This is a genomic window from Nocardioides sp., assembly GCF_016462705.1.
In the GTDB taxonomy this organism is placed as follows: Bacteria; Actinomycetota; Actinomycetes; order Propionibacteriales; family Nocardioidaceae; genus Nocardioides.
Map to the genome: position 1 here is coordinate 1 of NZ_JAEMSS010000062.1, position 22,701 is coordinate 22,701.

The 22,701-nt window shown below is 73.3% G+C and carries 25 protein-coding genes; 14 read left to right on the forward strand and 11 right to left on the reverse strand.

What is annotated here, in order from left to right; translation table 11 throughout:
- Positions 1-179: 179 nt before the first annotated feature.
- On the reverse strand, positions 180-1,766 hold the full coding sequence (locus JHD21_RS09905) for a molybdopterin-dependent oxidoreductase (RefSeq protein ID WP_292674179.1): 1,587 nt from the start codon (positions 1,764-1,766) through the stop codon (positions 180-182).
- Positions 1,767-1,832: 66 nt separating this feature from the next.
- On the opposite strand from JHD21_RS09905, the gene ispF reads away from it, so the two are divergent.
- From ispF to JHD21_RS09920, 3 genes are read left to right on the forward strand one after another with little or no spacing between them, the layout of a single operon-like run.
- The gene (ispF, locus tag JHD21_RS09910; protein ID WP_292674235.1) at positions 1,833-2,306 is read left to right on the forward strand and encodes a 2-C-methyl-D-erythritol 2,4-cyclodiphosphate synthase; all 474 of its coding nucleotides are present in this window, start codon (positions 1,833-1,835) and stop codon (positions 2,304-2,306) included.
- Positions 2,303-5,212, forward strand: coding sequence for a PQQ-binding-like beta-propeller repeat protein (locus JHD21_RS09915; protein WP_292674181.1), 2,910 nt, complete (start codon positions 2,303-2,305; stop codon positions 5,210-5,212). The genes ispF and JHD21_RS09915 overlap by 4 nt, the downstream gene beginning before the upstream one ends.
- Positions 5,209-7,005 carry a hypothetical protein gene (locus JHD21_RS09920; RefSeq protein ID WP_292674183.1) on the forward strand — a complete coding sequence of 599 codons (1,797 nt, stop codon included), beginning with the start codon at positions 5,209-5,211 and terminating at the stop codon, positions 7,003-7,005. Before JHD21_RS09915 ends, JHD21_RS09920 begins: the two co-directional genes overlap by 4 nt.
- A gap of 7 nt (positions 7,006-7,012) precedes the next feature.
- On the opposite strand, the gene nirD is transcribed toward JHD21_RS09920, so the two are convergent.
- Positions 7,013-7,375, reverse strand: a complete 363-nt coding sequence (nirD, locus tag JHD21_RS09925) for a nitrite reductase small subunit NirD (RefSeq protein WP_292674186.1) — start codon at positions 7,373-7,375, stop codon at positions 7,013-7,015.
- A gap of 112 nt (positions 7,376-7,487) precedes the next feature.
- On the opposite strand from nirD, the gene JHD21_RS09930 reads away from it, so the two are divergent.
- Positions 7,488-8,156 (forward strand): 2-C-methyl-D-erythritol 4-phosphate cytidylyltransferase, encoded by a 669-nt coding sequence (locus JHD21_RS09930; RefSeq protein WP_292674188.1) that lies wholly within the window; start codon positions 7,488-7,490, stop codon positions 8,154-8,156.
- On the opposite strand, the gene JHD21_RS09935 is transcribed toward JHD21_RS09930, so the two are convergent.
- Both JHD21_RS09935 and JHD21_RS09940 read right to left on the reverse strand, forming a co-directional pair.
- Positions 8,116-8,661: a hypothetical protein gene (locus tag JHD21_RS09935; protein ID WP_292674190.1), complete on the reverse strand. Its 546-nt coding sequence runs from the start codon at positions 8,659-8,661 to the stop codon at positions 8,116-8,118. The genes JHD21_RS09930 and JHD21_RS09935 overlap by 41 nt on opposite strands.
- A gap of 65 nt (positions 8,662-8,726) precedes the next feature.
- Entirely contained in the window at positions 8,727-9,212 is a 486-nt protein-coding gene (locus JHD21_RS09940; RefSeq protein WP_292674193.1) for a CarD family transcriptional regulator, read from the reverse strand.
- A gap of 225 nt (positions 9,213-9,437) precedes the next feature.
- Here JHD21_RS09940 and JHD21_RS09945 point away from each other — a divergent pair, with 225 nt between their 5' ends.
- The 3 genes from JHD21_RS09945 to JHD21_RS09955 are packed head-to-tail and all read left to right on the forward strand — an operon-like array spanning position 9,438 to position 11,613.
- A complete protein-coding gene (locus JHD21_RS09945) occupies positions 9,438-10,289 on the forward strand; it encodes a UbiA family prenyltransferase (RefSeq protein WP_292674196.1) in 852 nt (283 codons plus the stop codon).
- A gap of 41 nt (positions 10,290-10,330) precedes the next feature.
- Positions 10,331-10,873 (forward strand): hypothetical protein, encoded by a 543-nt coding sequence (locus JHD21_RS09950; RefSeq protein WP_292674199.1) that lies wholly within the window; start codon positions 10,331-10,333, stop codon positions 10,871-10,873.
- Positions 10,870-11,613: a phosphoglyceromutase gene (locus tag JHD21_RS09955; protein ID WP_292674201.1), complete on the forward strand. Its 744-nt coding sequence runs from the start codon at positions 10,870-10,872 to the stop codon at positions 11,611-11,613. The genes JHD21_RS09950 and JHD21_RS09955 overlap by 4 nt, the downstream gene beginning before the upstream one ends.
- A 113-nt stretch (positions 11,614-11,726) precedes the next feature.
- Here the strand turns inward: JHD21_RS09955 and phoU are convergent, their stop codons facing one another.
- On the reverse strand, positions 11,727-12,386 hold the full coding sequence (gene phoU, locus JHD21_RS09960) for a phosphate signaling complex protein PhoU (protein ID WP_292674204.1): 660 nt from the start codon (positions 12,384-12,386) through the stop codon (positions 11,727-11,729).
- A gap of 120 nt (positions 12,387-12,506) precedes the next feature.
- Here phoU and JHD21_RS09965 point away from each other — a divergent pair, with 120 nt between their 5' ends.
- From JHD21_RS09965 to JHD21_RS09980, 4 genes are all read left to right on the forward strand, one after another.
- Positions 12,507-13,730 (forward strand): ATP-binding protein, encoded by a 1,224-nt coding sequence (locus JHD21_RS09965; RefSeq protein ID WP_292674207.1) that lies wholly within the window; start codon positions 12,507-12,509, stop codon positions 13,728-13,730.
- Positions 13,727-14,404, forward strand: a complete 678-nt coding sequence (locus JHD21_RS09970) for a response regulator transcription factor (protein WP_292674209.1) — start codon at positions 13,727-13,729, stop codon at positions 14,402-14,404. The genes JHD21_RS09965 and JHD21_RS09970 overlap by 4 nt, the downstream gene beginning before the upstream one ends.
- A gap of 165 nt (positions 14,405-14,569) precedes the next feature.
- Positions 14,570-15,511, forward strand: a complete 942-nt coding sequence (locus JHD21_RS09975; RefSeq protein ID WP_292674211.1) for a DMT family transporter — start codon at positions 14,570-14,572, stop codon at positions 15,509-15,511.
- Positions 15,512-15,552: 41 nt separating this feature from the next.
- A complete protein-coding gene (locus JHD21_RS09980; RefSeq protein ID WP_292674215.1) occupies positions 15,553-15,906 on the forward strand; it encodes a DUF1304 domain-containing protein in 354 nt (117 codons plus the stop codon).
- On the opposite strand, the gene JHD21_RS09985 is transcribed toward JHD21_RS09980, so the two are convergent.
- The 3 genes from JHD21_RS09985 to JHD21_RS09995 all read right to left on the reverse strand — a co-directional run bounded on the left by JHD21_RS09985 (position 15,862) and on the right by JHD21_RS09995 (position 18,201).
- Positions 15,862-16,401, reverse strand: coding sequence for a YbjN domain-containing protein (locus tag JHD21_RS09985; protein ID WP_292674216.1), 540 nt, complete (start codon positions 16,399-16,401; stop codon positions 15,862-15,864). The two genes, JHD21_RS09980 and JHD21_RS09985, sit on opposite strands and share 45 nt — an antisense overlap.
- Positions 16,398-17,627, reverse strand: a complete 1,230-nt coding sequence (gene mshA / locus JHD21_RS09990; protein ID WP_292674219.1) for a D-inositol-3-phosphate glycosyltransferase — start codon at positions 17,625-17,627, stop codon at positions 16,398-16,400. Before mshA ends, JHD21_RS09985 begins: the two co-directional genes overlap by 4 nt.
- Before the next feature lie 193 nt (positions 17,628-17,820).
- On the reverse strand, positions 17,821-18,201 hold the full coding sequence (locus JHD21_RS09995; protein ID WP_292674221.1) for a hypothetical protein: 381 nt from the start codon (positions 18,199-18,201) through the stop codon (positions 17,821-17,823).
- A 115-nt stretch (positions 18,202-18,316) separates the two neighbouring features.
- Between JHD21_RS09995 and JHD21_RS10000 the strand changes: the two genes are divergently transcribed.
- On the forward strand, positions 18,317-19,132 hold the full coding sequence (locus JHD21_RS10000) for an SDR family NAD(P)-dependent oxidoreductase (RefSeq protein ID WP_292674237.1): 816 nt from the start codon (positions 18,317-18,319) through the stop codon (positions 19,130-19,132).
- 5 nt (positions 19,133-19,137) lie between these two features.
- Positions 19,138-19,854, forward strand: coding sequence for an amino acid racemase (locus tag JHD21_RS10005; RefSeq protein WP_292674224.1), 717 nt, complete (start codon positions 19,138-19,140; stop codon positions 19,852-19,854).
- Positions 19,855-19,858: 4 nt separating this feature from the next.
- On the opposite strand, the gene JHD21_RS10010 is transcribed toward JHD21_RS10005, so the two are convergent.
- The 3 genes from JHD21_RS10010 to JHD21_RS10020 are packed head-to-tail and all read right to left on the reverse strand — an operon-like array spanning position 19,859 to position 22,558.
- Positions 19,859-21,187, reverse strand: coding sequence for a M4 family metallopeptidase (locus JHD21_RS10010; protein WP_292674227.1), 1,329 nt, complete (start codon positions 21,185-21,187; stop codon positions 19,859-19,861).
- 15 nt (positions 21,188-21,202) lie between these two features.
- Positions 21,203-21,682 carry a PPOX class F420-dependent oxidoreductase gene (locus tag JHD21_RS10015; protein WP_292674229.1) on the reverse strand — a complete coding sequence of 160 codons (480 nt, stop codon included), beginning with the start codon at positions 21,680-21,682 and terminating at the stop codon, positions 21,203-21,205.
- A gap of 36 nt (positions 21,683-21,718) precedes the next feature.
- On the reverse strand, positions 21,719-22,558 hold the full coding sequence (locus JHD21_RS10020; protein WP_292674232.1) for a hypothetical protein: 840 nt from the start codon (positions 22,556-22,558) through the stop codon (positions 21,719-21,721).
- Positions 22,559-22,618: 60 nt separating this feature from the next.
- On the opposite strand from JHD21_RS10020, the gene JHD21_RS21895 reads away from it, so the two are divergent.
- Positions 22,619-22,701: GTP-binding protein (locus tag JHD21_RS21895; protein ID WP_365695804.1), on the forward strand; the 83-nt coding region annotated here is incomplete at its 3' end.

The window sequence follows — 22,701 nt, forward strand, 5'->3', positions numbered from 1 at the left end:
GCGCAGCTCCGCGCAGCCCACCGAGCGAAGCGAGGCGCCTCGTGATCGGCCCCGGAGGCCGTGGCGACGGCGAAGCGCGCGAGCGCAGCGAGCGTCGCCATGGTCCCGGGGCCGAAGCTCGCGAGGGTAGAAAGCCAGCACGCGGTCCGTCGTGGGTGCCGGGCCGAAGCTCGTGGGGGTTATGACGCGGTGAAGTCCCGCGCGTGCAGGCCGGTCGCGCCGTCGGGCAGCACGCCCTGCTCGACGTCGGTCTGCACGGTGCCGTTCTTGTCCACCGCCCGGACCCGGACGATGTGGTCGCCCGGGGGGACGTCGGCGGTGCCGGACCACTGCACCCAGGTGTCCTCGTTGGGGACCAGGGCGAGGTCCGCGGCCCGCCAGGCGCCCCCGTCCACCGAGAACTCCACCTCCGAGACACCCGTGTGCTGCGCCCAGGCGACGCCGCCGAAGACGACCTCGCCGGCCGGCACGTCCTCGCCGGACCGGGGGACGTCGACCCGCGAGGACATCTTCACCGGGCCGAGCTCGCCCCACCCTCGCTCGGTCCAGTAGGCGGTGATGTCCGCGAAGGTGGAGACCTCCATCTCGCGCAGCCACTTGGTGGCCGAGACGTAGCCGTAGAGCCCCGGCACCAGGGTGCGCACCGGGAAGCCGTGGTCGATCGGCAGCGGGCGCCCGTTCATGGCCAGGGCCAGCATCGCGTTGCGGGAGTCGGTCAGGGCGGCCAGCGGGGTGCCGCAGGTCCACCCGTCGTCGGAGGTCTGCAGGACCGCGTCGGCCCCCGGCAGGATGCCGGCCTCCTCGAGGATCGGGGCGAGCAGCACCCCGCTCCACCACGCGTTGCCGATCAGGTTGCCGCCGACCTCGTTGCTGACGCAGCTCAGCGTCACCCACGCCTCGGTGAACTGGCGGTCGAGGAGGTCGTCGTAGGTCAGCGTGATCTCCCGCTCGACCATGCCGTGGATCCGCAGCGTCCAGTCCTTGGGCTCGATCGCGGGCACGACGATCGCGGTGTGGATCCGGTAGAAGTCGTCGCTGGGGGTCATCCAGCGGGTGATGCCCCGCACCCCGGCGCTGACGCCGTCCGGCGTGGCCGGCCGGGTGACCTGCGGGAGCCGGAGCAGCCCGCGGACCTCCTCCACGTGCCGGCGTCCCCGCCCGACGACCCGGCCCAGCACCCCGAGCACACCGGCCGCCGCGACGAGCAGCCCGACCCTGATGCCGAAGGCCCGCCGGGTGTGCGCGTCGTCCGGGACCGGACCGGCCTCGGGCATCACCTCGCCGGGCATCAGGTGGTCGACGGCCGCTCGGTCGGCCTCCGCCCCCCGCTCCTCGGCGGCCCGGAGCGGCTCGGTCAGCAGCGACAGCGTGACCAGCCAGGTGACGAACCCGACCGCGACCGGCAGGACGTCGATGGCCGCGGCGCCCCGCTGGGTCGAGACGGCGACCGCCCCGACGGCCGCCAGGGCGGCGTACACGACCGCGGGGGCCCACCACGTCCGGCGGGCCAGGCGCCCGGACCAGGCGAACACCACCCCGAGGAAGACGAAGATCCCGAGCAGCAGCAGCGGCTTGTCGAGCTTGCCCACCAGGGAGATGAGGTACTCGGCGACCGGTCCCGGGGTGAGCCGGATGACGAGCTCGGCGACGGCGACGACGGGTGACTCGCGGATGGTCAGGGCCATCGCGGCGAAGTAGCTGGTGGCCAGGCCGGCGGCGCCGGCGGCCAGACCGGCGGCCGACCAGGCACCCCGGAACGTCGTCACGCCTCGATTGTGGCGCAGAGGTGCGCACGTTCTGCGTCCGGAGCAGGCATGATGCGCCCCGTGGACATGCGGGTGGGGGTGGGGACCGACGTCCACCGCCTGGTCGAGGGAGTGCCGATGCACCTCGCCGGGCTGGCCTGGCCCGACGAGACGCACGGGCTGGCGGGGCACTCGGACGGCGACGTCGCCGCGCACGCCGTCTGCGACGCGTTGCTGTCCGCCGCCGGGCTGGGTGACCTCGGCGCGCAGTTCGGGACGAGCGACCCGGCCTGGGCGGGAGCGTCCGGCGCGGCGCTCGTCGAGGAGACCGCCCGCCGGGTGCGGGCGGCGGGCTTCGAGATCGGCAACGCCGCGGTGCAGGTCATCGGCAACCGCCCCCGCGTGGGCTCACGCCGCGACGAGGCGGAGGCCGCCCTGTCAGCGGCCGCCGGTGCACCGGTGACCGTCTCGGCGACCACCACCGACGGGCTCGGGCTGACCGGACGCGGCGAGGGGGTGGCCGCGACGGCCACCGCCCTGCTCGTACGCCGGCCCGCATGAGCCGGCTCCGGAGCACTGCCGCCTGGCTCCCGGCGCTCGTGCTCGTCCCCGTCGGCCTCGCCGCCTCAGTCGGCGCGAGCCGTGTCGACGACCCGGCGGAGGCCATGGCAGCCATGCAGCCGCTCGAGCCCGGGACGACGTGGGTCTACACCGTCGCCGACCACGGCGAGCCGTCGGGCCGGCGCACCCGCCAGGTGCTCGGGCTCTCCCAGCTGGTCGTGGACGGGGAGCTCACCGACCTGACCCGCATCTCCAGCGTCTACGACGCCTACCCGGGCGTCGGCCAGCAGTCCCTCGACGTCTACGTCGGCATCGAGGGCCAGGAGCTGCTCCAGTACGGCGTGATCGGCCGGGGGCAGACCTTCGACATCGAGCCTCCCGCGCCTGCCTACGCCCTGCCGCCCGAGGTGGGCACGTCGTGGGACTACGACGGCACGCTCGACGGGGACCCGTTCGCGTTCGAGGCCGAGGTGACCGACGTCGACGACATCGAGGTGGGCGGCGAGACCTTCGAGGACTGCGCGGAGATCCTCACCGAGGTGGAGGTCCAGGACGGCGAGAAGGGCGAGGTCGACGAGATCACCGAGTGGACCTGCCCCGACATCGGTGTCGTGCGGACCCGCACGGTCAACGAGGTCCAGGACGTCGACGTCGCCGAGGAGCTGGTCCGCTTCCGCAGCCCTGGCCTGGCCCTCGACCTCGGTCCGCTGCCGGAGCCCGTCGCCCCGGACCCGACGGCGACCGACCAGCCGACCGACCAGCCGACCGACCAGGCACCCGACCAGGGCGAGCCCTCCACCGCCGGGTTCGACGCCCGGCGCAGCCACGCCGTGCCGGACGGGGTCCTCGGACGCGACCTGGCCTGGACCGACGTCCGAGACGTCGCGGCCCCGTTCCCCGCGGTCTCGGACGGCCGGACGGTGGTCCTGGGCGAGAAGGACGGCCTGGTCTCGGCGCGCGACGAGGCGACGGGTGAGCTTCGCTGGCAGGTCACCCTCTCCCCGCCCATCGTCGCGGCCCCGGCGATCGACGAGGACGTGGTCCTCGTGGCCGACGCCTCCAAGGCCCTTTGGGCGCTGTCGCTCGAGGACGGGTCGGCGCAGTGGGTGCAGACCTTCGACGACGTCGTCGGAGCGGCGCCGACGGTGGCCGGCGACGTGGTCGTCGTGCCGGTCGAGGACGCGACGGTCGTCGCCCTGGACCCGGACGACGGTGACGTGGAGTGGACCGCGGTCCTCGGCGGTCGGGTCGCACTGCCGCCCGCCGTCCAGGAAGACGTGCTGGTCGTCGCCGACACGGCGGGCGCGCTCACCGGGCTCGACCTGGACGACGGCGAGGACCTCTGGAGCAACGACCTCTCCAACGGCGTCGACCTCGGCCCGGCCATCGGGGGCGACGTCGTGGTCGCCTCCGACATGGACGGGGTGGTCAACGGCTTCGACCTCGACGACGGCACCCTGCTGTGGCAGCGCCGCGGCCGGTCCTACCCGACCCAGCCGTTCGCGGTCACCGACGACGCGGTGGTGATGGTGTCGGAGGGTGACGACGTCGAGGCGTTCCGGCTCGACGACGGCGCCCGGCTGTGGGCCCGGGACCTGGAGGACCTCACCGTCGCTCCGGTGATCGTCGGGGACGAGGTGCTGGCCATGAGCGAGGACGGGCGCGCCACCGTGCTCGACCTCGAGGACGGTGCGGTCGTCGACTCGTGGCGCCTCCCTCGGCCTGAGGGGGTCTTCGTGGTCGACGGCACGGTCGCCCGGCTCGACGACACCGTCGTCTACCACGCCCAGAGCACGACGCTCGGCACGTCGCACGTCTTCTTCGCCTACCCCACGTCGGCGGACGACCGTCCGGTCGGCGTGGCCTACTCCGCCCGGTCCTACCCGATGCCGGGGGCCCCCAACGTCCCCCCGGTGCTGGACGACTCCACGATCTATGCGCTCACCTGGGACAACGCGGTCGTCCGCAGCGCCCTGCCCGCCGAGCTGGCACCGTTGACCATCGTCGACGGGAGGACAGTGGGGCTGGCGGTCGCCGAGGGCGTCCTCGTCGTCCCCAGCGGTGAGGAGACCATCGGTCTCGACGCCGAGACCGGTGAGCCGCTGTGGTCGCTGCCCACCGGCAAGGGGACTCCCGGCTCGTCCCCCGCCATCGGCGACGGGACGGCGTACGTCCCGCTGCCCGAGGTCGGGCTGCTCGCCGCCGACCTCCGCACCGGCGAGGCCCGCTGGGCCGAGGCGGTGCCCGGTGCTTCCGGGGTGCCGACACCGCTGCCGACCCACGACGGCGACGTGCTCTACGCCGGGTTGGGGCTCACCCGCTACGACGGACGCACGGGCGAGGTGGTGTGGCAGCTCGGCGGCGAGCTGGCCGGTGGCACCACCTACACGCCGCTGGCCGCGGACCGGGACACCGTTTACGCACCGCTCGTGGTGCCGGACCCCACCCAGCCCAACGGCGAGCGGGTCGAGCTGGTCGCCGCCGACCTCCGCACCGGCCGGGTGCGCTGGCAGCAGCAGGTCGGGGGGCTGAAGTTCCTCGTCGGTCCGGCGGTCGGGTCGGGAGTCGTGGTGTCCACGGACTCCGCCAACGTCGTCACGGGGCGGGACACCGGCACGGGTGAGGTGCTCTGGTCCTACCGGATGGCCACCCAGCCGGCCGGCACCCCGGTGGTCTCGCAGGGCGCCGTGCACGTGATCGAGCGTGGGCGCCCCGAGGACCTCGCCGCCCGGAACTTCCGGGTCGTGACCCTCGACCTGGCCACGGGTCGCTTCCTCGGCGCCTACGAGCCACCCGGCGCCAACGACGTCCTGCTCCCCACGGTCGGCGCGGGACCCGACGGCGAGCTGCTGGTCCCCACCGTCGACCTCAGCAGCGTCGTCGAGAGCCTGGTGGTGACCCGGTGACCGCGAAGCTCCTCCGCGCCCTGCTGTTCCTGCTGACCCCCCTGTGGGTCACCACCTTCCGGGACCCGGTGCAGAGCGGGCGGCTCCGGCTGGACGGGCTGTCGCGCGGCGAGCGGCAGCTGGCCAGAGCCGGCCTGGTCACCCTCCTGCTGCTGCTGGGTTCGCTGCTGTTCACGGAGGTGTGGCGGCGCGGCGACCTGGTCGCGCTGCAGAGCGACGACCCGGTGCTGGTGCCGGACGGGCTCGTCCCGGTCACGCTGGTCGCCACGTGCCTCGCCATCGCCCTGGTCGTGTGGGGCGCCCTGGACGCCTCCCCGCTGGTCCGGATCGGGGTCGCCGCGGTCTACGCGACGACGGTGGTCTCACTCAGCCTGCCGGGCGCCATCGCCGCCGACGGCGTCTGGATCCTGCAGCACGGCGAGACGGTCCTGAGCGTGGCCTTCTGGACACCGGTCGCCGCCCTGGTGCTCTCCGCGGGGCTGTCACTGCTCCCCGGCCGGGCGCGCGGGTGGACGAGGTGGGCGACCCCCACGTTCCGGGTCCTGACCCTCCTGGCCCTCGGGGCGCTGGCCGGCACGCACCTGCGGATGGGGGTCGCCGCCGCCGACCTCGGCTTCCAGGGCAACGTCCAGACCTGGCTTCACACCGCGTTCAGCACCATCGACGGCCTGCTCGTGCCGCTGACGTTCATCGCGGCCGTCGCCGTCGTCGACTTCGCGACCGACGTCTCCTCGAGCATCGCGGAGCCGGTCCGCAGCGCCTCCGCGCGGTGGCTGCGGGTCCTGGCCGCCGCCCTGCTCGGCGTGATCGCGGTCAAGCTCTGGTCGGCCCTCTGGCAGCATCGCGACTACTGGTCGACCCTGCTGGCCAACCAGCCGTTGTCGATCGTCCGGACGATGGCGGCGGTGCTGCTCATCGGGGGGCTGGCGGCGTACCTCCTCCGCACCGTGCCTCCCGGCCCGGACTCGGCCGTCGACGAGGCCAAGGAGCGGCTCACCCTGGCGGGCGCGGCCGTCCTGTCGCTGGTGATCCTGGGCCAGGTCGTGCTGCTGGGCTTCGCCCAGCTCGTCGTCAAGCTCACCCGGGACGACTGGGGGTTCGTCCCGTCGCGGCACTACCCGTTCGACACGCTGAACGACGCCGTCCCGATCGTCGCCTCGGTCCTCGCCATCCTCGGCGGCGCCCGGCTCGTGCGGTCCGGGTCGCGCCGGCTCGGGCCGGCACGGTCGCGCGAGCTGGGCACCGGGCTGCTCCTCCTCGGCGTCTGGAACCTGCCGGCCTGGATCGACGCCGCCACCGACTACAGCTGGGGCTTCTCCTACCCCGTCGTCGACCTGGCGGTGACGCTGGCGGTCGTCGGCTGGCTGCTCGTCCGCTGGCGGCGGCTCGACCTCGCCGAGGTCTCGCTGCTGCTCGCCGTGGTCGTGTTCTCCTGGCTGGTGATCAGCCGCGGCGACTACATCTCGTACGCCGGCGGCCTGCTCGGCCTGCCGGTCGTGGTCGTGGTGGTGTTCGGGATCCTCTACACCCTCGCCAGCGGGGCCGGCTTCACGACCGAGTCGAGCCCCCGGCTGCCCCGCGAGGCCCGGACCCTGATGTTCGTGGGCTACCTGCTGCTCTCGGTCACGATCCTCAACTGGCTCGAGGTCATCCACGAGCCGGGCCTGGACCTCGGCACCACCGCGTTCTACTTCGTCGGGCTCCCGCTGGCGGTGTGGCTGCTGGTGCGGCGGATCGTCCCGCGGCAGCTCACGGCGCCGGCTCCCGAGCCCGACCCTGCGCCGTCGGCGTAGTACCGGGCTAGGCCGCGGTCTTGCGGTGGCCGATCAGCACGACGCCCTCGACCACCTTGACGTCGTAGGCGGCCACCGACACGTGCGGGTCCTCCAGGCACTGCCCGGTCCGCAGGTCGAAGGCGTGCTTGTGCAGCGGCGAGGCCACGAACGGGACGCCGTCCCGCGAGCCGACGATGCCTCGGGCGAGCAGGGACTGGCGGGAGAACGGGTCGTGGTTGGCGAGCGCGTAGACGGTGTCCTCGTCGAACCGGAAGATCGCCACGGCCTGCCCGTGGACCAGCGCGGCGACGCCCCGCTCCACCTCGAGCTCGGCCACCCGGCACACCGGGTGCCACTCCTCGAGAGCCTCGGTGCGGGACGGCGTCACGGAGCCGAACGTAGGCACGTCAGGTTTCGGCTCGACGATCCCGTGTAACGGCCGTGTGAATCCGAGCGCGCGGTCGAGCGTGGCGCCTCGGGATCCCGGCTACGGTCGGACGGTGCCCGCCGCCGTCGTCATCCTCGCCGCCGGGTCCGGGACCCGGGTCGGCGCGGACACCAACAAGGTCCTCCTCCCCCTCGGGGACGCGGCCGTCGTCGCGTGGTCGGTCCGCGCGGCGCTCGCCGTCGGTGACGTACGCCGGATCGTGCTCGTCGCCCGGGCCGGCGAGGAGTCGGCGGTCCGGGACGCGGTGGCCCCGGTGCTCGGCGACCGGGAGGCCCTGCTGGTCACCGGCGGGGCGAGCCGGCACGCCTCGGAGTGGCAGGCGCTGCAGGTCCTCGCCGCCGAGATCGACGCCGGCGAGCTCGACGTCGTCGCCATCCACGACGGCGCCCGGCCGCTGGCACCCGTCGAGCTCTTCGAGGCGGTCATCGGGACCGCCCGGCACTTCGGCGGCGCGCTGCCCGCGGCGGTCCTCCCGGGGCTGCTGACGCAGGGGCTCGTGGAGATGGACGGCGACCTGGTCGGCGTCCAGACACCGCAGGCGTTCCAGGCGGCCCCACTGCTGGCGGCGTACCGGGCGGCGGACGCGGACGGGTTCGAGGGGACCGACACCGCGGCCTGCGTCGAGCGCTACGCCCCGGTCAAGGTGGTGGCGGTGCCCAGCGGGCCGCTCAACCTCAAGATCACGTTCCCGGACGACGTCGGGCTGGCGAGCCGGCTGTGAGGGCCTCGAGCAGGCGGAGGTCGTCGTTCCCGTCGACCCGGCGCGCGCTGGGCGGCGCCTCGCGGGTGACGACCTGCACGTGCGGCGCCAGAGCCGCCACCAGCGCCGGCAGGTCCGAGGTCGGGAGCTCGTCGAACTCGGCCACCACCGCCGCCGGGAGGACCACGGGCGAGACGACCTGGAGGAGCGCCTCCCGGTTGACGGTGGCGCCGACGTACCCGCCGACCACGACCTTCACGGTGTCGGTGACCGGCCGGACCCCGACCACCACCGCGCCGTGCGCCGCGGCCGCCACGCACTCGGCGAGGAACTCCGGCGGGGTCAGCGGGCACAGCGGGTCGTGCAGCACGAGCGGGTCGCCCGCCGCGACCAGGGACGACCACGGGGTCCCGGCGTCGACCAGGGTCACCCCGGCCTCGCCCAGGGCCCACGCGGCGCAGGCGACCAGCGGCTCGCCGTGGACCAGGGCATAGGGCAGGGAGCCACGGTCCTGGTCGAGGACCACGCCGAGGGCGGAAATGACGAGACCCCCGGGATCGTCGTCCCGGGGGTCTCGGTCGTGCTGGGTGCTCAGGAGGCGAGGACCTCGTCGAGGATGGTCTCGGCCTTGTCCTCGTTGGTGTGCTCGGCCAGGGCCAGCTCGGAGACGAGGATCTGGCGGGCCTTGGCCAGCATCCGCTTCTCGCCGGCGGACAGGCCGCGGTCACGCTCGCGACGCCACAGGTCGCGGACGACCTCGGCGACCTTCATGACGTCACCGCTGTGGAGCTTCTCCAGGTTGGCCTTGTAGCGGCGCGACCAGTTGGTGGGCTCCTCGACGTGCGCGGCACGCAGGACGTCGAAGACCCGGTCGAGGCCCTCCTTGTCGACCACGTCGCGGACGCCGACCAGGTCGAGGTTGCACGCGGGAACGCGCACGACCAGGTCCTGCTGAGCGACGATCCGGAGGACGAGGTACTCCCGGTCCTCTCCCTTGATGGTGCGCATCTCGATGTCCTCGATGATCGCGGCACCGTGGTTCGGGTAGACGACGGTCTCGCCGACAGTGAAAGTCATATGTTGCGTTCCCCTTTGTTCGGTACTCGATCTTACCACGCGGACGCGGCGACCGAATCGACGTTTCCGCAGGTCAGAGCCACAATCCGTACTTGACAGATCCCGGTTCGGTGTGGTGCAGCCCACTGTGGCAGAGGGTCCGGACAGTGCCCCGGGGCGACGAAGTCGCAGGTGAAAGGGCACGTCGGCGGTCCTGCGCGCCGCCGGTGGTCGATACTGCCGCCCATGGTTGCGATCCGCCGCCGGCGCCGGGGTGAGGACGTCGTGGAGCCCACCGACGAGCCCGCCACGGCCCCTGTCGACGGCCCGGCTCCTGCTGAGGACCGCCCGGACGAGCAGGCCCTCGAGGACGAGCCCCGGCCCTTCTCGCTGCGCAACCTCACCCCCGTGCTGGTGGTCCGGGCCGCGCACCCCCGGCAGGCGCTGGTCACCGCGCTCGGCGTCGGGGTCGCCGCCGCGCTGGCCGGCCGGCCCACCCGCGAGCTCCTCCTCGTCATGAGCACCGTGCTGGTCGGGCAGGCCTGCCTCGGCTGGTTCAACGACCTGGTCGACCGCCGCCGCGACGCGCGGCACCACGCCGCCGGCAAACCGGTCGCGGACGGGCGGCTCGACCCGGGGACGGTGTGGTTCGTCCTTGCGGTCGGGGTGTTCGTGGTCGTGCCCCTGGCGGTGGCCAACGGCGTCTACGCCGGCACCGCCTACCTCGCCTCCCTCGGCGCCGCCGTGCTCGGCACCTGGATCTGGGTCCGGAAGGGCTTCTTCTCCTGGCTGCCCTGGGCTGCGTCGTACGGGCTGCTCCCGGCGTTCCTGTCGTACGGCGGCTGGGGAGGCCAGGACAACGGCGCGCCGCCCGAGGTGCTGGTGACGGTGCTGGCCGCGGCGCTCGGGATCGGCGTGCACTTCCTGCGCGCCCTCTGGGGCCTGGTGCCCGACAACGCCGACGGGTGGACCTACCTCCCGCTGAAGCTCGGGCTCAGGCTCGGCGCCTCCCGGCTGCTGTGGGTCTCCTCCGTCTACACCGTGGGCGTCCTCGTGGCGCTCGCGTTCGCGGCCACCGCCGTCGGGCTCTCGCAGTAGGGCCTCGGCGAGCACCCGAGCGTCACCACTAAGGTGTGCGCATGCAGCTGCGACGCCCGCTGGCGCTCACGACGGGGGCCCTCGTCCTGTCCCTCGGTGGCCTCACGTCCTGTGGTTTCGACCTGGCGACCGACCGGCCCTACACGCCCGGTCAGGGCACCAACGCCCGGGACGGGCAGGTCGACGTCCTGTCGGCGGTGGTCGTCGCGGCGCAGCCCAACGAGGGCACCTTCATCGCCACCCTGGTCAACGGCGCCGAGGACGACGTCGCGCTGTCCGGGCTGTCCGGCGCCGACCTCGAGGTCGACGAGTTCGACCCGGTCGAGGTCACTCCCGGCGAGGCGGTCAACCTCGCCGACGAGGGCGGCGTCCTGGTCAGCGGCGACTTCGATGCCGGGCTGGTGCTCCCCCTGACGCTGACCTTCGCCGACGGCAGCACGGCGGACCTCAACGTCCCCGTCGTCACCGCCTGCGACCACTACGAGGGCCTGGACCTGACCGAGGGCTCGGAGTTCATCCCCTACGACTGCGAGTTCGAGCCGGAGGCTCCCGGTCACGGCGGCACCGAGGGTGAGGGCGAGTGACGCTCACCCTGGTCCTGCTCCGCCACGGCGAGAGCGAGTGGAACGCCAAGAACCAGTTCACCGGCTGGGTGGACGTGCCGCTCAGCGAGAAGGGCCGCGCCGAGGCCGAGCACGGCGGGCGCCTGCTCGCCGAGGCAGGCCTGCTGCCCGACGTCCTCCACACCTCGCTGCTGCGCCGCGCGATCACCACCGCGCACCTCGCGCTCGACGTGGCGGACCGTCATTGGATCCCGGTGCGCCGCCACTGGCGCCTCAACGAGCGGCACTACGGCGCGCTCCAGGGCAAGAACAAGAAGCAGACGCTCGAGGAGTACGGCGAGGAGCAGTTCATGCTCTGGCGCCGCTCCTTCGACGTACCGCCCCCTCCGATCGAGGACGACGACGAGTTCTCGCAGGCGGGGCTCCCCCAGTACGCCTCCCTCGGCGCCGAGATGCCCCGGGCCGAGTGCCTCAAGGACGTCGTCGAGCGGTTCCTGCCCTACTGGGAGTCCGGCATCGTCCCGGACCTGCGCACCGGCGCGACCGTGCTGGTCGCCGCGCACGGCAACTCGCTGCGTGCCCTGGTCAAGCACCTCGACGGCATCAGCGACACCGACATCGCCGGCCTCAACATCCCCACCGGCATGCCGCTGCTCTACGAGCTCGACGACGAGCTCAAGCCGACCGTCCCCGGCGGTCGCTACCTGGACCCCGAGGCGGCCGCCGAGGCCGCCGCCGCGGTCGCCAACCAGGGCCGCTGAGCCGGGCGGAGTCACCGGATATCCGGTGAGTCCGACGCTTCTGCACCGAGATCTCGGTGCAGAAGTGAGAGAGTCCCCGGATATCCGGTGACTCCGCCGAACCGCCCCGCCGACTAGCTGGCAGAAAGGGCGCTGGGGTTCTCGCCGGTCACCACGAACACGACCCGGTTGGCGACCGAGACGGCGTGGTCGGCGATCCGCTCGTAGTAGCGGCCCAGCAGGGCGACGTCGACGGCCGCCTCGACCCCGTAGCTCCAGTCGTCGGAGAGCAGCTCGGTGAACGACGTACGCCGCAGGCCGTCCATGACCTCGTCGTCGCGGCCGAGCTCGATGGCCGCGGCCACGTCCCGGTCGGTGATGATCGCGTTGAGCTGCTCGACCATGTGCTCGGCCACCTCCGCCATCCGCGAGACGGTCGGCTGCACCTCGTCGGGCACGGCGATGTTGGGCACCCGCAGCCGGGCGATCTTGGCGACGTGCACGGACAGGTCACCCATCCGCTCCAGCTCGGTCACCATCCGCAGGGCCGCCACGACGGTGCGCAGGTCGCCCGCCACCGGCTGCTGGAGCGAGAGCAGGGAGAACGCCTGGTCCTCGATCCGCTCGCGGGCCAGGTCGATCTCGACGTCGGCGCTGATCACCCGCTCCGCGGTCTCACTGTTGCCGGTCAGCAACGCCTCGGTCGCCAGATGGACGGCGTCCTTGACTCGGCCGCAGATCGCGGCCAGGTCGACGAAGATCGAGTCGAGCTGCTCGTGGAAGGCCTCACGCATGAGAAGCACCCTAGGCGCCCCACATGACCACTCGGGGTGGAGACGTGAACGCCGGGTGAACGTTTCGAAGCCGGGTCAGAGGCGGCGAGCACCGCTCTCACCAGGCAATACTCTGGAGACGTGGATCCGACGTTCCAGGCGTTCCTCGCCGCGGCCATCGGCGCCGTCGTCGCCGGCGGCGCGGTGCTGGCCTGGCACGTCAGCGACCGCCAGCAGCACACCGCTCCGGTGGTTCCCACCCCCGCCGTCCCCCACGAGGTGGCCGCGGTCCTGTCGGTCCTGCGCAGCAGCTCGGTGGTCGTCGACGACGCCGACCTGGTCGTCAAGGCCTCCGCGCCGGCCTACGCCTTCGGCCTGGTCCGCGGGTCCCGCGTGGTCAACCCGGAGCTGAGCGAGGTCGTCGCGCAGGTACGCCGGGACGGGCAGATCCGCGAGGTCGAGCTGGTGATGGGGCGCACCGGCGAGCCGGCCCGCCACGTCACCGCCCGGGTCGCGCCGCTGGGCACCCGCCTGGTGCTGGCCCTGGTCGAGGACCGCACCCGGGAGCGCCGGATCGAGGAGGTCCGCCGCGACTTCGTGGCCAACGTCAGCCACGAGCTCAAGACGCCGGTGGGCGCCATCCGGCTGCTGTCCGAGGCGGTGGCCGACGCCTCGGACGACCCCGAGGCCGTCAAGCGGTTCGCCGAGCGGATGCTCACCGAGTCCGAGCGGCTGGGGCGGCTCGTCCAGCAGATCATCGAGCTGTCCCGCCTGCAGTCCGAGGACCCGCTCGACACGCCGACGCTGGTCAGGCTCGACGACGTCCTCGGGTTCGCGGTCGACTCCAGCGCCATCGACGCCAGCTCCAAGCACATCGAGGTCGTCACCTCCGGCACCCCGGGACTGGAGGTCCTGGGCAGCGCCAAGCAGGTCACCGCCGCCGTCGCCAACCTGGTCTCCAACGCGGTGTCGTACTCACCGGAGAACTCCACGGTGTTGGTCTCCACCAAGGCCGTCGACGGCACCGTCGAGGTCTCCGTCGTCGACCAGGGCATCGGCATCCCGCACGGCGAGATCGACCGGATCTTCGAGCGGTTCTACCGGGTCGACCCCGCCCGGCACCGCTCCACGGGCGGCACGGGCCTGGGGCTGTCGATCGTCAAGCACGTCGCGGCGACCCACGGCGGCGACGTCCGCGTCTGGTCGGTGGAGGGGCAGGGGTCTACGTTCACACTGACCCTGCCGCAGCACCTGCCCACCGGCGACGCCCACGACGAGATCGGCGAGACCGCGTCGCCGTACAACCAGCCCACCCAGCAGTCCCCGCAGTCCCCGCAGACCAAGCAAGAAGGAGTGCCCTCGTGACCCGAGTGCTCGTCGTCGAGGACGAGGAGAGCTACAGCGAGGCGCTCGCCTACATGCTCCGCAAGGAGGGCTTCGAGGTCGCGGTCGCCGCCGACGGCAACGCCGCGCTGGTCGAGTTCGACCGCAACGGCGCCGACATCGTCCTCCTCGACCTGATGCTCCCCGGCATCCCGGGCACCGAGGTGTGCCGGACGATCCGGCAGACCTCGAGCGTCCCGGTGATCATGGTCAGCGCCAAGGACGACGAGGTCGACAAGGTCGTCGGGCTCGAGCTCGGCGCCGACGACTACGTCACCAAGCCCTACTCCCCCCGCGAGCTCGTCGCCCGGATCCGGGCGGTCCTGCGCCGCGGCACCGAGCCCGACCTGGCGCCGATGACCCTCGAGGCCGGCCCGGTGCGGATGGACGTCGAGCGGCACGTCGTGACCGTCGACGGCCAGGAGCAGCGACTGCCGCTCAAGGAGTTCGAGCTGCTGGAGATGTTCCTGCGCAACCCGGGGCGGGTCCTCACCCGCGGACAGCTCATCGACCGGGTCTGGGGCTCCGACTACGTCGGCGACACCAAGACCCTCGACGTGCACGTCAAGCGGCTGCGCGCCAAGCTCGAGCCCGACCCGGGCGAGCCGAAGTACCTCGTCACCGTGCGCGGGCTCGGCTACAAGCTCGACCTCTAGCGGATCCGTCTGCGGTCCCGCCGGTGTTCTGACGCTCGGGCGACCAGACGAATCGGCCGAGCGGCGGCAGGGTGGCGGCAGGGTGGCGGCAGGGTGGCGCGAAACCGTCGTACGCCGTCCGATAACCGCGTGTCGGGTGTCGGTGCCCGTCCCTAGTCTGGGTCGGTGACCGCCGCCCCCGACACCCGTCTGCCCGCCGAGGCCGAGCGGACGCCGCCGGCGTGGCTGCCGCCGCTCGCGGTGGGCGTGACGCTGGTGCTCTGGGCGTCGGCGTTCGTGGCGATCCGCCACCTGGCCGACACGTTCACCGCCGGCTCGCTGTCGCTGGGCCGGCTGCTCGTCGGCACCCTGTGTCTCGGCGTGGTCGCCCTCAGCCGCGGCGTGCCCCGGCCCACCGGACGCCAGTGGGTCTCGCTGGTGGCGATCGGCGTGCTGTGGTTCGGCGTCTACAACGTGGCGCTCAACGCGGGCGAGCAGCACGTCGACGCCGGCACCGCGGTGATGCTCATCCAGGTCTCGCCGGTCCTGGTGGCGCTGCTGGCCGCGACGTTCCTGCACGAGCGGTTCACCGGCTACCTCGCCCTCGGCCTGGCCCTCGCGTTCAGCGGGGTCGCGCTGATCGCCACCGCGTCGGACTCGGCCGGCGAGCGCAGCGTCCTCGGGGTCGTCCTGTGCCTGGTCGCCGCGGTCGTCTACTCCGTCAGCCTGGTGCTCCAGAAGCCGCTGGTCGCCAGCATCCCGGCCATCCACGTCACCTGGATCGCCTGCACCATCGGTGCCGTGGTGTGCCTGCCGTTCGCCGGGCAGCTGGTCGACGACGCCCGGGACGCGTCGGCCGCCGACCTGTGGTGGGTCCTCTACCTCGGCGTGTTCCCCACCGCGGTCGCGTTCACCACGTTCGCCTACGCGCTGCGCACGATGACGGCGAGCAACCTCGGGGTCACGACCTACCTCGTCCCGCCGATCACGATCCTCATGGGCTGGCTGTTCCTCGACGAGGTCCCGCCGACGATGGCGTACGTCGGTGGCGTGCTCGCCCTGGTCGGCGTGGCCGTGGCGCGCCGCAAGCCGCGCACCGTGGCCGACGAGGTGCCGACCACGGCCTAGTCACGGCCCGGTTCCAGCCTGGTGAGGGCATACTCGCGCTCGTGGACCTCGTGGCCGACATCATGGTCGGGCTGGTCGCGCTGTTGCACCTCTGGTTCCTCGTGCTCGAGATGTTCCTGTGGACGGCGCCGGCCGGCCGCGCGGTGTTCGGCACCGACCCCGACTTCGCCGAGCGCAGCAAGGCGCTGGCCGCCAACCAGGGCCTCTACAACGGCTTCCTCGTGGCAGGCCTGGTCTGGGGCCTGGTCGGCTCCCGGACCGACGTCACCCCGTTCTTCCTCGGCTGCGTCGTGGTCGCCGCCGTCTTCGGGGCCGCGACGGTGTCGCGGCGGATCCTGATCGTGCAGGGGCTACCGGCCGCCGTCGCCGTCGTCCTGGTCCTGCTCGCCCGATGACGCCGCGCGGTCCTCGGCCTCCAGCCAGCCGCGGAAGGCCTCGAGGTTGTGGGTGGGCTCGCCGCGCAGCCGCCGCCAGTCCCACTCCTTGCGGATCGACGAGGCGAACCCGAGCTCGAGGATGGTGTTGAACGAGTCGTCCGCGGCCGAGAGGACGGCGCCGAGCAGCCGGTCCAGCTCGGCGGGGTCGAGGACGGCGAGCGGGAGCCGGGCGTCCAGGTAGATGTCACCGAGCCGGTCGATCGCGAACGCGACGGCGTACAGGCGCAGGTTGCGCTGGAGGAGCCACTCGTAGACGCGCTCGTGGTTCTCGTCGGGCTTGCGGCAGACGAACGCGTGCACGCCCAGGGCGTGGCCCCCGATGTCGATCCGGACCGCCGTCTGCAGCTTCTTCTCGCCGGGCAGCGAGAAGCTGAACAGTCCCTTGCCGGTCTCCTCGAACTCGATGTCGTTGTCGGCGAGGTAGTCGCGGACGACCTGTGCCGGGTGGGTCATGTGCTGGCGCGGAGTGCGGCCGCGGCGCGCTCGTAGACCTCGAGGGTCCGGTCGGCGGTGACGTCCCAGGAGAACAGCCGCGCCTGCTGCAGGGCGCCGGTCTCGAGGCGGACCCGCAGCTCGTCGTCGTCCAGCAGCCGGGTCAGCGCCACCGCCCAGTCGTGGGCCTCGTGCCCCTCGACGAGCAGCCCGCTGTGCCCGTCCCGGACCACCGTGGTCAGCCCGCCGACCGCGGCCGCGACGACCGGCGTGCCGGTGGCCTGGGCCTCGACGGCGACCAGGCCGAAGGACTCGTTGTAGGACGGTACGGCGACCGCCGTCGCGGCGGCGTACCACCTGGCCAGCTCGGTCTGCGAGACCGGCGGCACGAACCGGACGACGTCGGCGATGCCGAGGTCGGCGGCGAGGTCGGCCAGCGCCTGGGGCTTGTCGAGGCCCGAGCCGGAGGGGCCGCCGACGACCGGGACGACCAGGCGGCTGCGCCGGCCGGGGTCGCGGTCGAGCATCTCGGCCACCGCGTGCAGCAGCACGTCGGGCGCCTTGAGCGGCTGGATCCGGCCGGCGAAGAGGAGGACGTCGGCGTCGACCGGGAGGCCGAGCCCGGCCCGCGCCTCGGCGGCCGCGAGCGGGCGGAACACGTCCAGGTCCACACCCGGGTGGACCACCTCGACCCGGCCCGGGTCGGCGTCGTAGAGCTCGATGAGCTGCTTGGCCTCGATGTCGGTGTTGGCGATGAGCATGTCGGCGGCCTCGACGACCTGCTCCTCGCCGATCAGGCGGGCCGCGGGCTCGGGGGTGTCGCCGGCGGCGAGCGCGGCGTTCTTCACCTTGCCCATCGTGTGCATGCTGTGGACCAGCGGCACGCCCCAGCGGTCCCGGGCCAGCGCGCCGACCTGGCCGGACAGCCAGTAGTGCGAGTGCACCGCGTCGTAGTGCCCCACCGGCTGGGCCGCCTCGGCGCGCAGCACCTCCCGGGCGAACACGCAGAGCTGGGCGGGCAGCTCCTCCTTGGTCAGCCCCTCGAAGGGACCGGCGTGGATGTGGCGGACGGCGATCCCGTCGAGGTCGACCCGCGGCTCCAGCGCCGAGCTCGTGGCCCGCGTGAAGACGTCGACCTCGAGCCCGCGCCGGACGAGGCGCTTCGCGAGCTCGATGACGTAGACGTTCATGCCCCCGGCGTCGCCGGTGCCCGGCTGGTCGAGCGGCGACGTGTGCAGGCTGATCATCGCCAACCGCCTCAGGGGCTCGCCCACGTCTGCCTCCGTCCCAGGGTCGTCCAACAGGCTGGTCCTCGCGCTCGCCCGAGACGGAACGCCACGGGCCGGGGTCGCATTCCCGGTACCCGTCGCCGAGGCTAGTGGGTCTAGTTGCCGTTTGTACTACCTGTCCCGGCCGGCGACGTACGCCGAGCGGCTGGTCCTACTTGGCGTGGCTGCCGCGGCGCGGCGCGGTCTCGTCGTCCTTGGGCGTGCCCCCGAGGAGCGCGGCCGTGCAGAACAGCGCGAGCGCGAGACCCAGGCCGGCGTCGACGATGTCGTCCGAGGTCTCCGCGTGCAGGACCTCCACGATCGACCAGATGAGCAGCGGGAAGCACAGGCCGACGATCAGCCGCAGCCAGGCCGCGCCCGAGACCAGGCCCGCGCCGAGCCCGACCAGCGCGATGAGGATCAGCGCCGCGCCGCCCCAGTAGAGCGCGTTGGCGGCCGCCTCCGCGGCCTCGTAGTCGTTGACCGCGACAGCACCGACCCAGCACAGGCCGCCGAGCACACCCGCGATCCGCACCAGCGTCCTCGTGGACATCGTGGGCACCTCCCCCCGAGGTCATGTGCGATCCGCCGGACAGTGTGGCAGGCCCGGGGCCCGACGTGACGAGTACCTCACCACAATGGTCCAGGTGAGCACCCCGACCCAGCAGGTGAACCAGCCCCCGTCCGCCGTCGTGACGGGCGCCAGCAGCGGCATCGGCGCCGCCACCGCACGGCGCCTGGCGACGGAGGGGTTCCACGTCTTCTGCGCCGCGCGGCGGGCCGACCGGGTCGAGGCGCTGGCGGCCGAGATCGGCGGTACGGCGGTGGTGTGCGACGTGACCTCGGCCGAGTCCGTGGCGGCCCTGGCCGACGTGGTCGGCGAGCGCCTCGACGTCCTGGTCAACAACGCCGGCGGCGCGTACGGCGCGACGCCGGTGGCGGAGGCCGACAGCGACGACTGGCGGGCGATGTACGAGGTCAACGTGATCGGCCTGATGCAGGTCACCCGCTCCCTGCTTCCGGCCCTGCTGGTCGCGGGCCGGGCCTCCGGCGCGGGGACGATCCTCAACGTGGGGTCGACCGCCGGCCGGATCGCCTACGAGGGCGGCGCCGGCTACACCGCGGCCAAGCACGGCACCAAGGTCGTCACCGAGACGCTCCGGCTCGAGCTCTGGGACCAGCCGATCCGGGTCTGCGAGGTCGCGCCCGGGATGGTGCGGACCGACGAGTTCGCACTCGTCCGGTTCGAGGGCGACGCCGAGAAGGCGGCGGCGGTCTACGCCGGCGTGGCCGAGCCGCTGGTCGCCGAGGACATCGCCGACGCAATCGCCTGGGTCGTGACCCGTCCGCCGCACGTCAACGTCGACGAGCTGGTGATCCGGCCGCGGGCCCAGGCCGCGCAGCACAAGGTGCACCGGGTCTTCGAGCGGCCGGGCGCGTCGAGACCACCGAAGGCCGGGCCGGGAGCTGGCGTGGAAGAGTGAGCCACATGACCGAGATGCAGACCATCGGCCTGGTCGGCGGGATGAGCTGGGAGAGCAGCGCGGCCTACTACCGGGACCTCAATCTCGGCGTCCAGCGCCGGCTGGGCGGGCTGTCCTCGCCCCAGCTGGTCCTCAGCACCGTCGACTTCGCCCGGCTCACCGAGCTGGAGGACGCCGAGAAGTGGGACCAGATCGGCGCGCTGCTCGCCGAGGCCGGCCGCGGCGTGGAACGGGCGGGCGCGGACTTCCTGCTGCTCTGCACGACGACGTTCCACAAGGTCGCCGACCAGGTGGAGGCCGCCGTCGGCATCCCGCTGCTGCACCTCGCCGACGTCGTGGCCGACGCCTGCCGGGACGCGGGCGTGACGAAGGTCGGGTTCATCGGCACCACGGTGGCGATGTCCGACGGCTTCTTCACCGACCGGATGGAGACCCACGAACTCGAGGTCCTGGTGCCGGACCCGGCCCACCACGACTACCTCAACTCGGCGATCTACGACGAGCTGGTGCACGGCCACGTGATCGACCGCACCCGCCGCCGGGTCGTCGAGATCATCGACGAGCTCTGGGACGCCGGCGCCGAGGGCGTCCTCCTCGGCTGCACCGAGCTCGAGCTGCTCATCCACCAGGCCGACTGCAACATCCCGGTCTTCCCGTGCACGACGCTGCACGTGGAGGCCGCGCTGGACCGGGCCCTGGGCGGCGGCCCCGCGGCGGGCTGACGGACTATCGCGTCGGGTCGGCGGGGTCACGCTCCAGCACCAGGTCGGCGATCCGGCGCAGGTCGGGGGTGAGGTGCTGCTCGGGGACCCGGGCCCGGTCGCCGCAGAGGTCGAAGTCGTAGACGTACATGTCCGGCTTGGGGGCTCCGCCCGCCACTGACGCCAGGTCGACGCGGTCGACCAGGGCGGCGACCTCGTCCGCCCGGAGACCGCCGCGCCCGAGGTCGACCTCGCCCGCCACGGTCCGGCCCAGGAAGCCGCCCGACCGGCTCACCAGGACCCGGCGGCCCGGCACCGGGACGGGCGGCGGCAGGCCGGGGCCGGAGGACGACGCGGACGGGGCGGCCGGGGTGACGCCGACGGTCGCCCACGCCTCGCGGACGACGTCCGTGTGCTCGCCCGCCACGGCGAGGGTGGCCGCTGCGAACCCGGCGAAGTCGGTCCGGGCGCCGACCTCGCCGCCGGTGAGGGCGGCGTACCAGATCCGGCCGGCACCCTCGGCCGACGAGCCGCCGATCGCGGTGGCGGCGAGGTGGAAGGCGCGGTTGGGGATGCCGGAGTTGATGTGGACTCCTCCGTTGTCCTCGGTGGTGTCCACGTAGTCGTCCAAGTGGGCCGGCTGGGGGTCTTGGCCGAGCGCCGGGTCGTCGTACGCCGTGCCGGGCGCGGCCATGTCGCGCAGCCCGCGTGCCGCCACGCCGGGCAGGAAGAGGTCCGAGCCGATGAGCCAGTCGGCCTCGACGGCGGACTGCCCCCGGAGGCGTTGCTCGAGGCAGGCCGCGAAGACGTCGGAGACCGACTCGTTCAGCGCCCCGGACTGGCCCTGGTAGGCCAGCGCCGCGGTGTGCTCGGTGACCGCGTGGGCGAGCTCGTGCCCGACCACGTCCACCGGCCGGGTGAACCGCGCGAACACCTCGCCGTCGCCGTCGCCGAAGACCAGCTGCGCCCCGTCCCAGAAGGCGTTGACGTAGTCCCGGCCGTAGTGCACGGTCGCCACCACCGGCGCACCGGTGCCGTCGTACGACGAGCGGCCGTAGACCTCCTCGAACATCGCGAGCGCCCCGGCGACGCCGTACGCCGCCTCGTCGACCGCGGGGTCACCGGTCTCCGGCTCCCCCGCGGACCGGGCCGGCCGGCCCGGCAGCTCGGTGCCGCCTTCCGCGTCGTGCACCGTCCACGCCGGACCGGCGACGAGCGCGGCCCGTCGCGGCGGGCCTTGCCGGAGCAGGCGGATCTCCTCGTCGGCCGCGAGCATCCGCTCGAGCTCGGCGGCGCGCTCCGGACGGCGCCGGGCGAGCTCGCGGAGCAGGTAGGGCGGCAGGAAGCAGGTCATGACCGGGGACCGGACCTAGTCGCCGCCACCGGGGGCGCGGTCGGGCGGGAACCCGCCCGTGGCCACGGGGCCCCAGCTGTCGACGGTGATCCGGATCAGCGACTTGCCCTGGCGGCGCATGGCCTCGCGGTACTCGTCCCAGTCGGAGTGCTCGCCCGCGATGCAGCGGAAGTACTCGACCAGTCCGTCCTCGGCCTCCTGCGACGGCATGTCCAGGACCTCGGCGGTGCCGTCGACCTGGACCCAGGCGTCGTCCCACTCGTCGGAGAGCACCAGCACCGAGGCCTGCGGGCGGCGCCGCAGGTTGACCGCCTTCGCGCGGTCCGGATAGGTCGAGATGACCACCCGCCCGTCCGCGTCGACACCGCCGGTCACGGGCGAGAGCTGTGGCCGTCCGTCCGAGCGGGTGGTCACCAGCACCAGGTGGTGCCGGGTCCGCACGAAGTCGAGGAGGCCCTCACGGTCGACGCGGTCCGAGGTCGCGATCCGAGGCATGCGACCCACCCTAGGACGCCGGGGCGACACCCCCGTTCAGGCGACGAGCTCCATCGCCTGCTCCAGGCACAGCCCGGCGGAGACGTACGCCGGCAGCGCGGCCGCCGCGAGCCGGCCGGCGCCGCCACGGCGCAGCCGCACCCGGGCGTACCGGAAGCCGACCATCCGCTGGAAGTGCCGCAGCCCGTTGGTCTGGGCGCCGGGCGGCTCGGTGTCGAGGAGCCACCGGACGCCACGGTGGGCGAGCTCGGTGACCAGGGCGTGGGTCATCAGGTAGCGGCTGTCGCTGTGCGCCGGGCCGCTCCCCAGGGTGCGGAAGTAGCGCAGCGTGGCGATCTCGCCGTCGACCGGGGTGACCGACAGCAGGATCGGGGTGCCGGCGGCGTCGACGGCCACCAGCCAGAGATCGTGGTCCAGGAGGTCGTCGTTCCTCGGAGCCACCACCCGGTAGGCCGGGTCGGGGTGCTCGCGCTCGGCACTGTTGGCGGTCTCGAGCAGCGACCGCCGCTCCTCCGGGTCGGTCACGACCCGCCAGGTCACACCGGCCCGCTCGGCGGCGCGGATCTTGCGCCGCAGGGTCTGGGCACTGCGTCCACCCACGTGCTCGGCCGGGTCGGCCGGGACGGCGAGGACCGCCGTGCCGAGCAGCCGGGCCGGCGCCGCGAGCGGGCCGCGGGTCTCCAGGGTGGCCCGGATGGCGGTGCCCTCGGGACTCGTGGTGGGCTTCGCCTCGATCACCGTCAGCCTCCGGGTGGCCCGGAACGCCCGCCACACCCGCACCGGGTGCCGCACGGCGAACGCCGCTCCGCGCCGGCGGCCGTCGACGTACGACGTCCAGAACTCGGCGAGATCCGGCTCTGACGTGTCGGGAGGCACGTGGCAAGACGGTACCGAGGATGTGAGCCCCACACCGGGGAAACCGTAGAGTCGACCCTTGTGCCTGAGCTCCTGACCGCCCCCCTGCGCAACGTCGCGATCGTCGCCCACGTCGACCACGGCAAGACCACGCTGGTCGACGC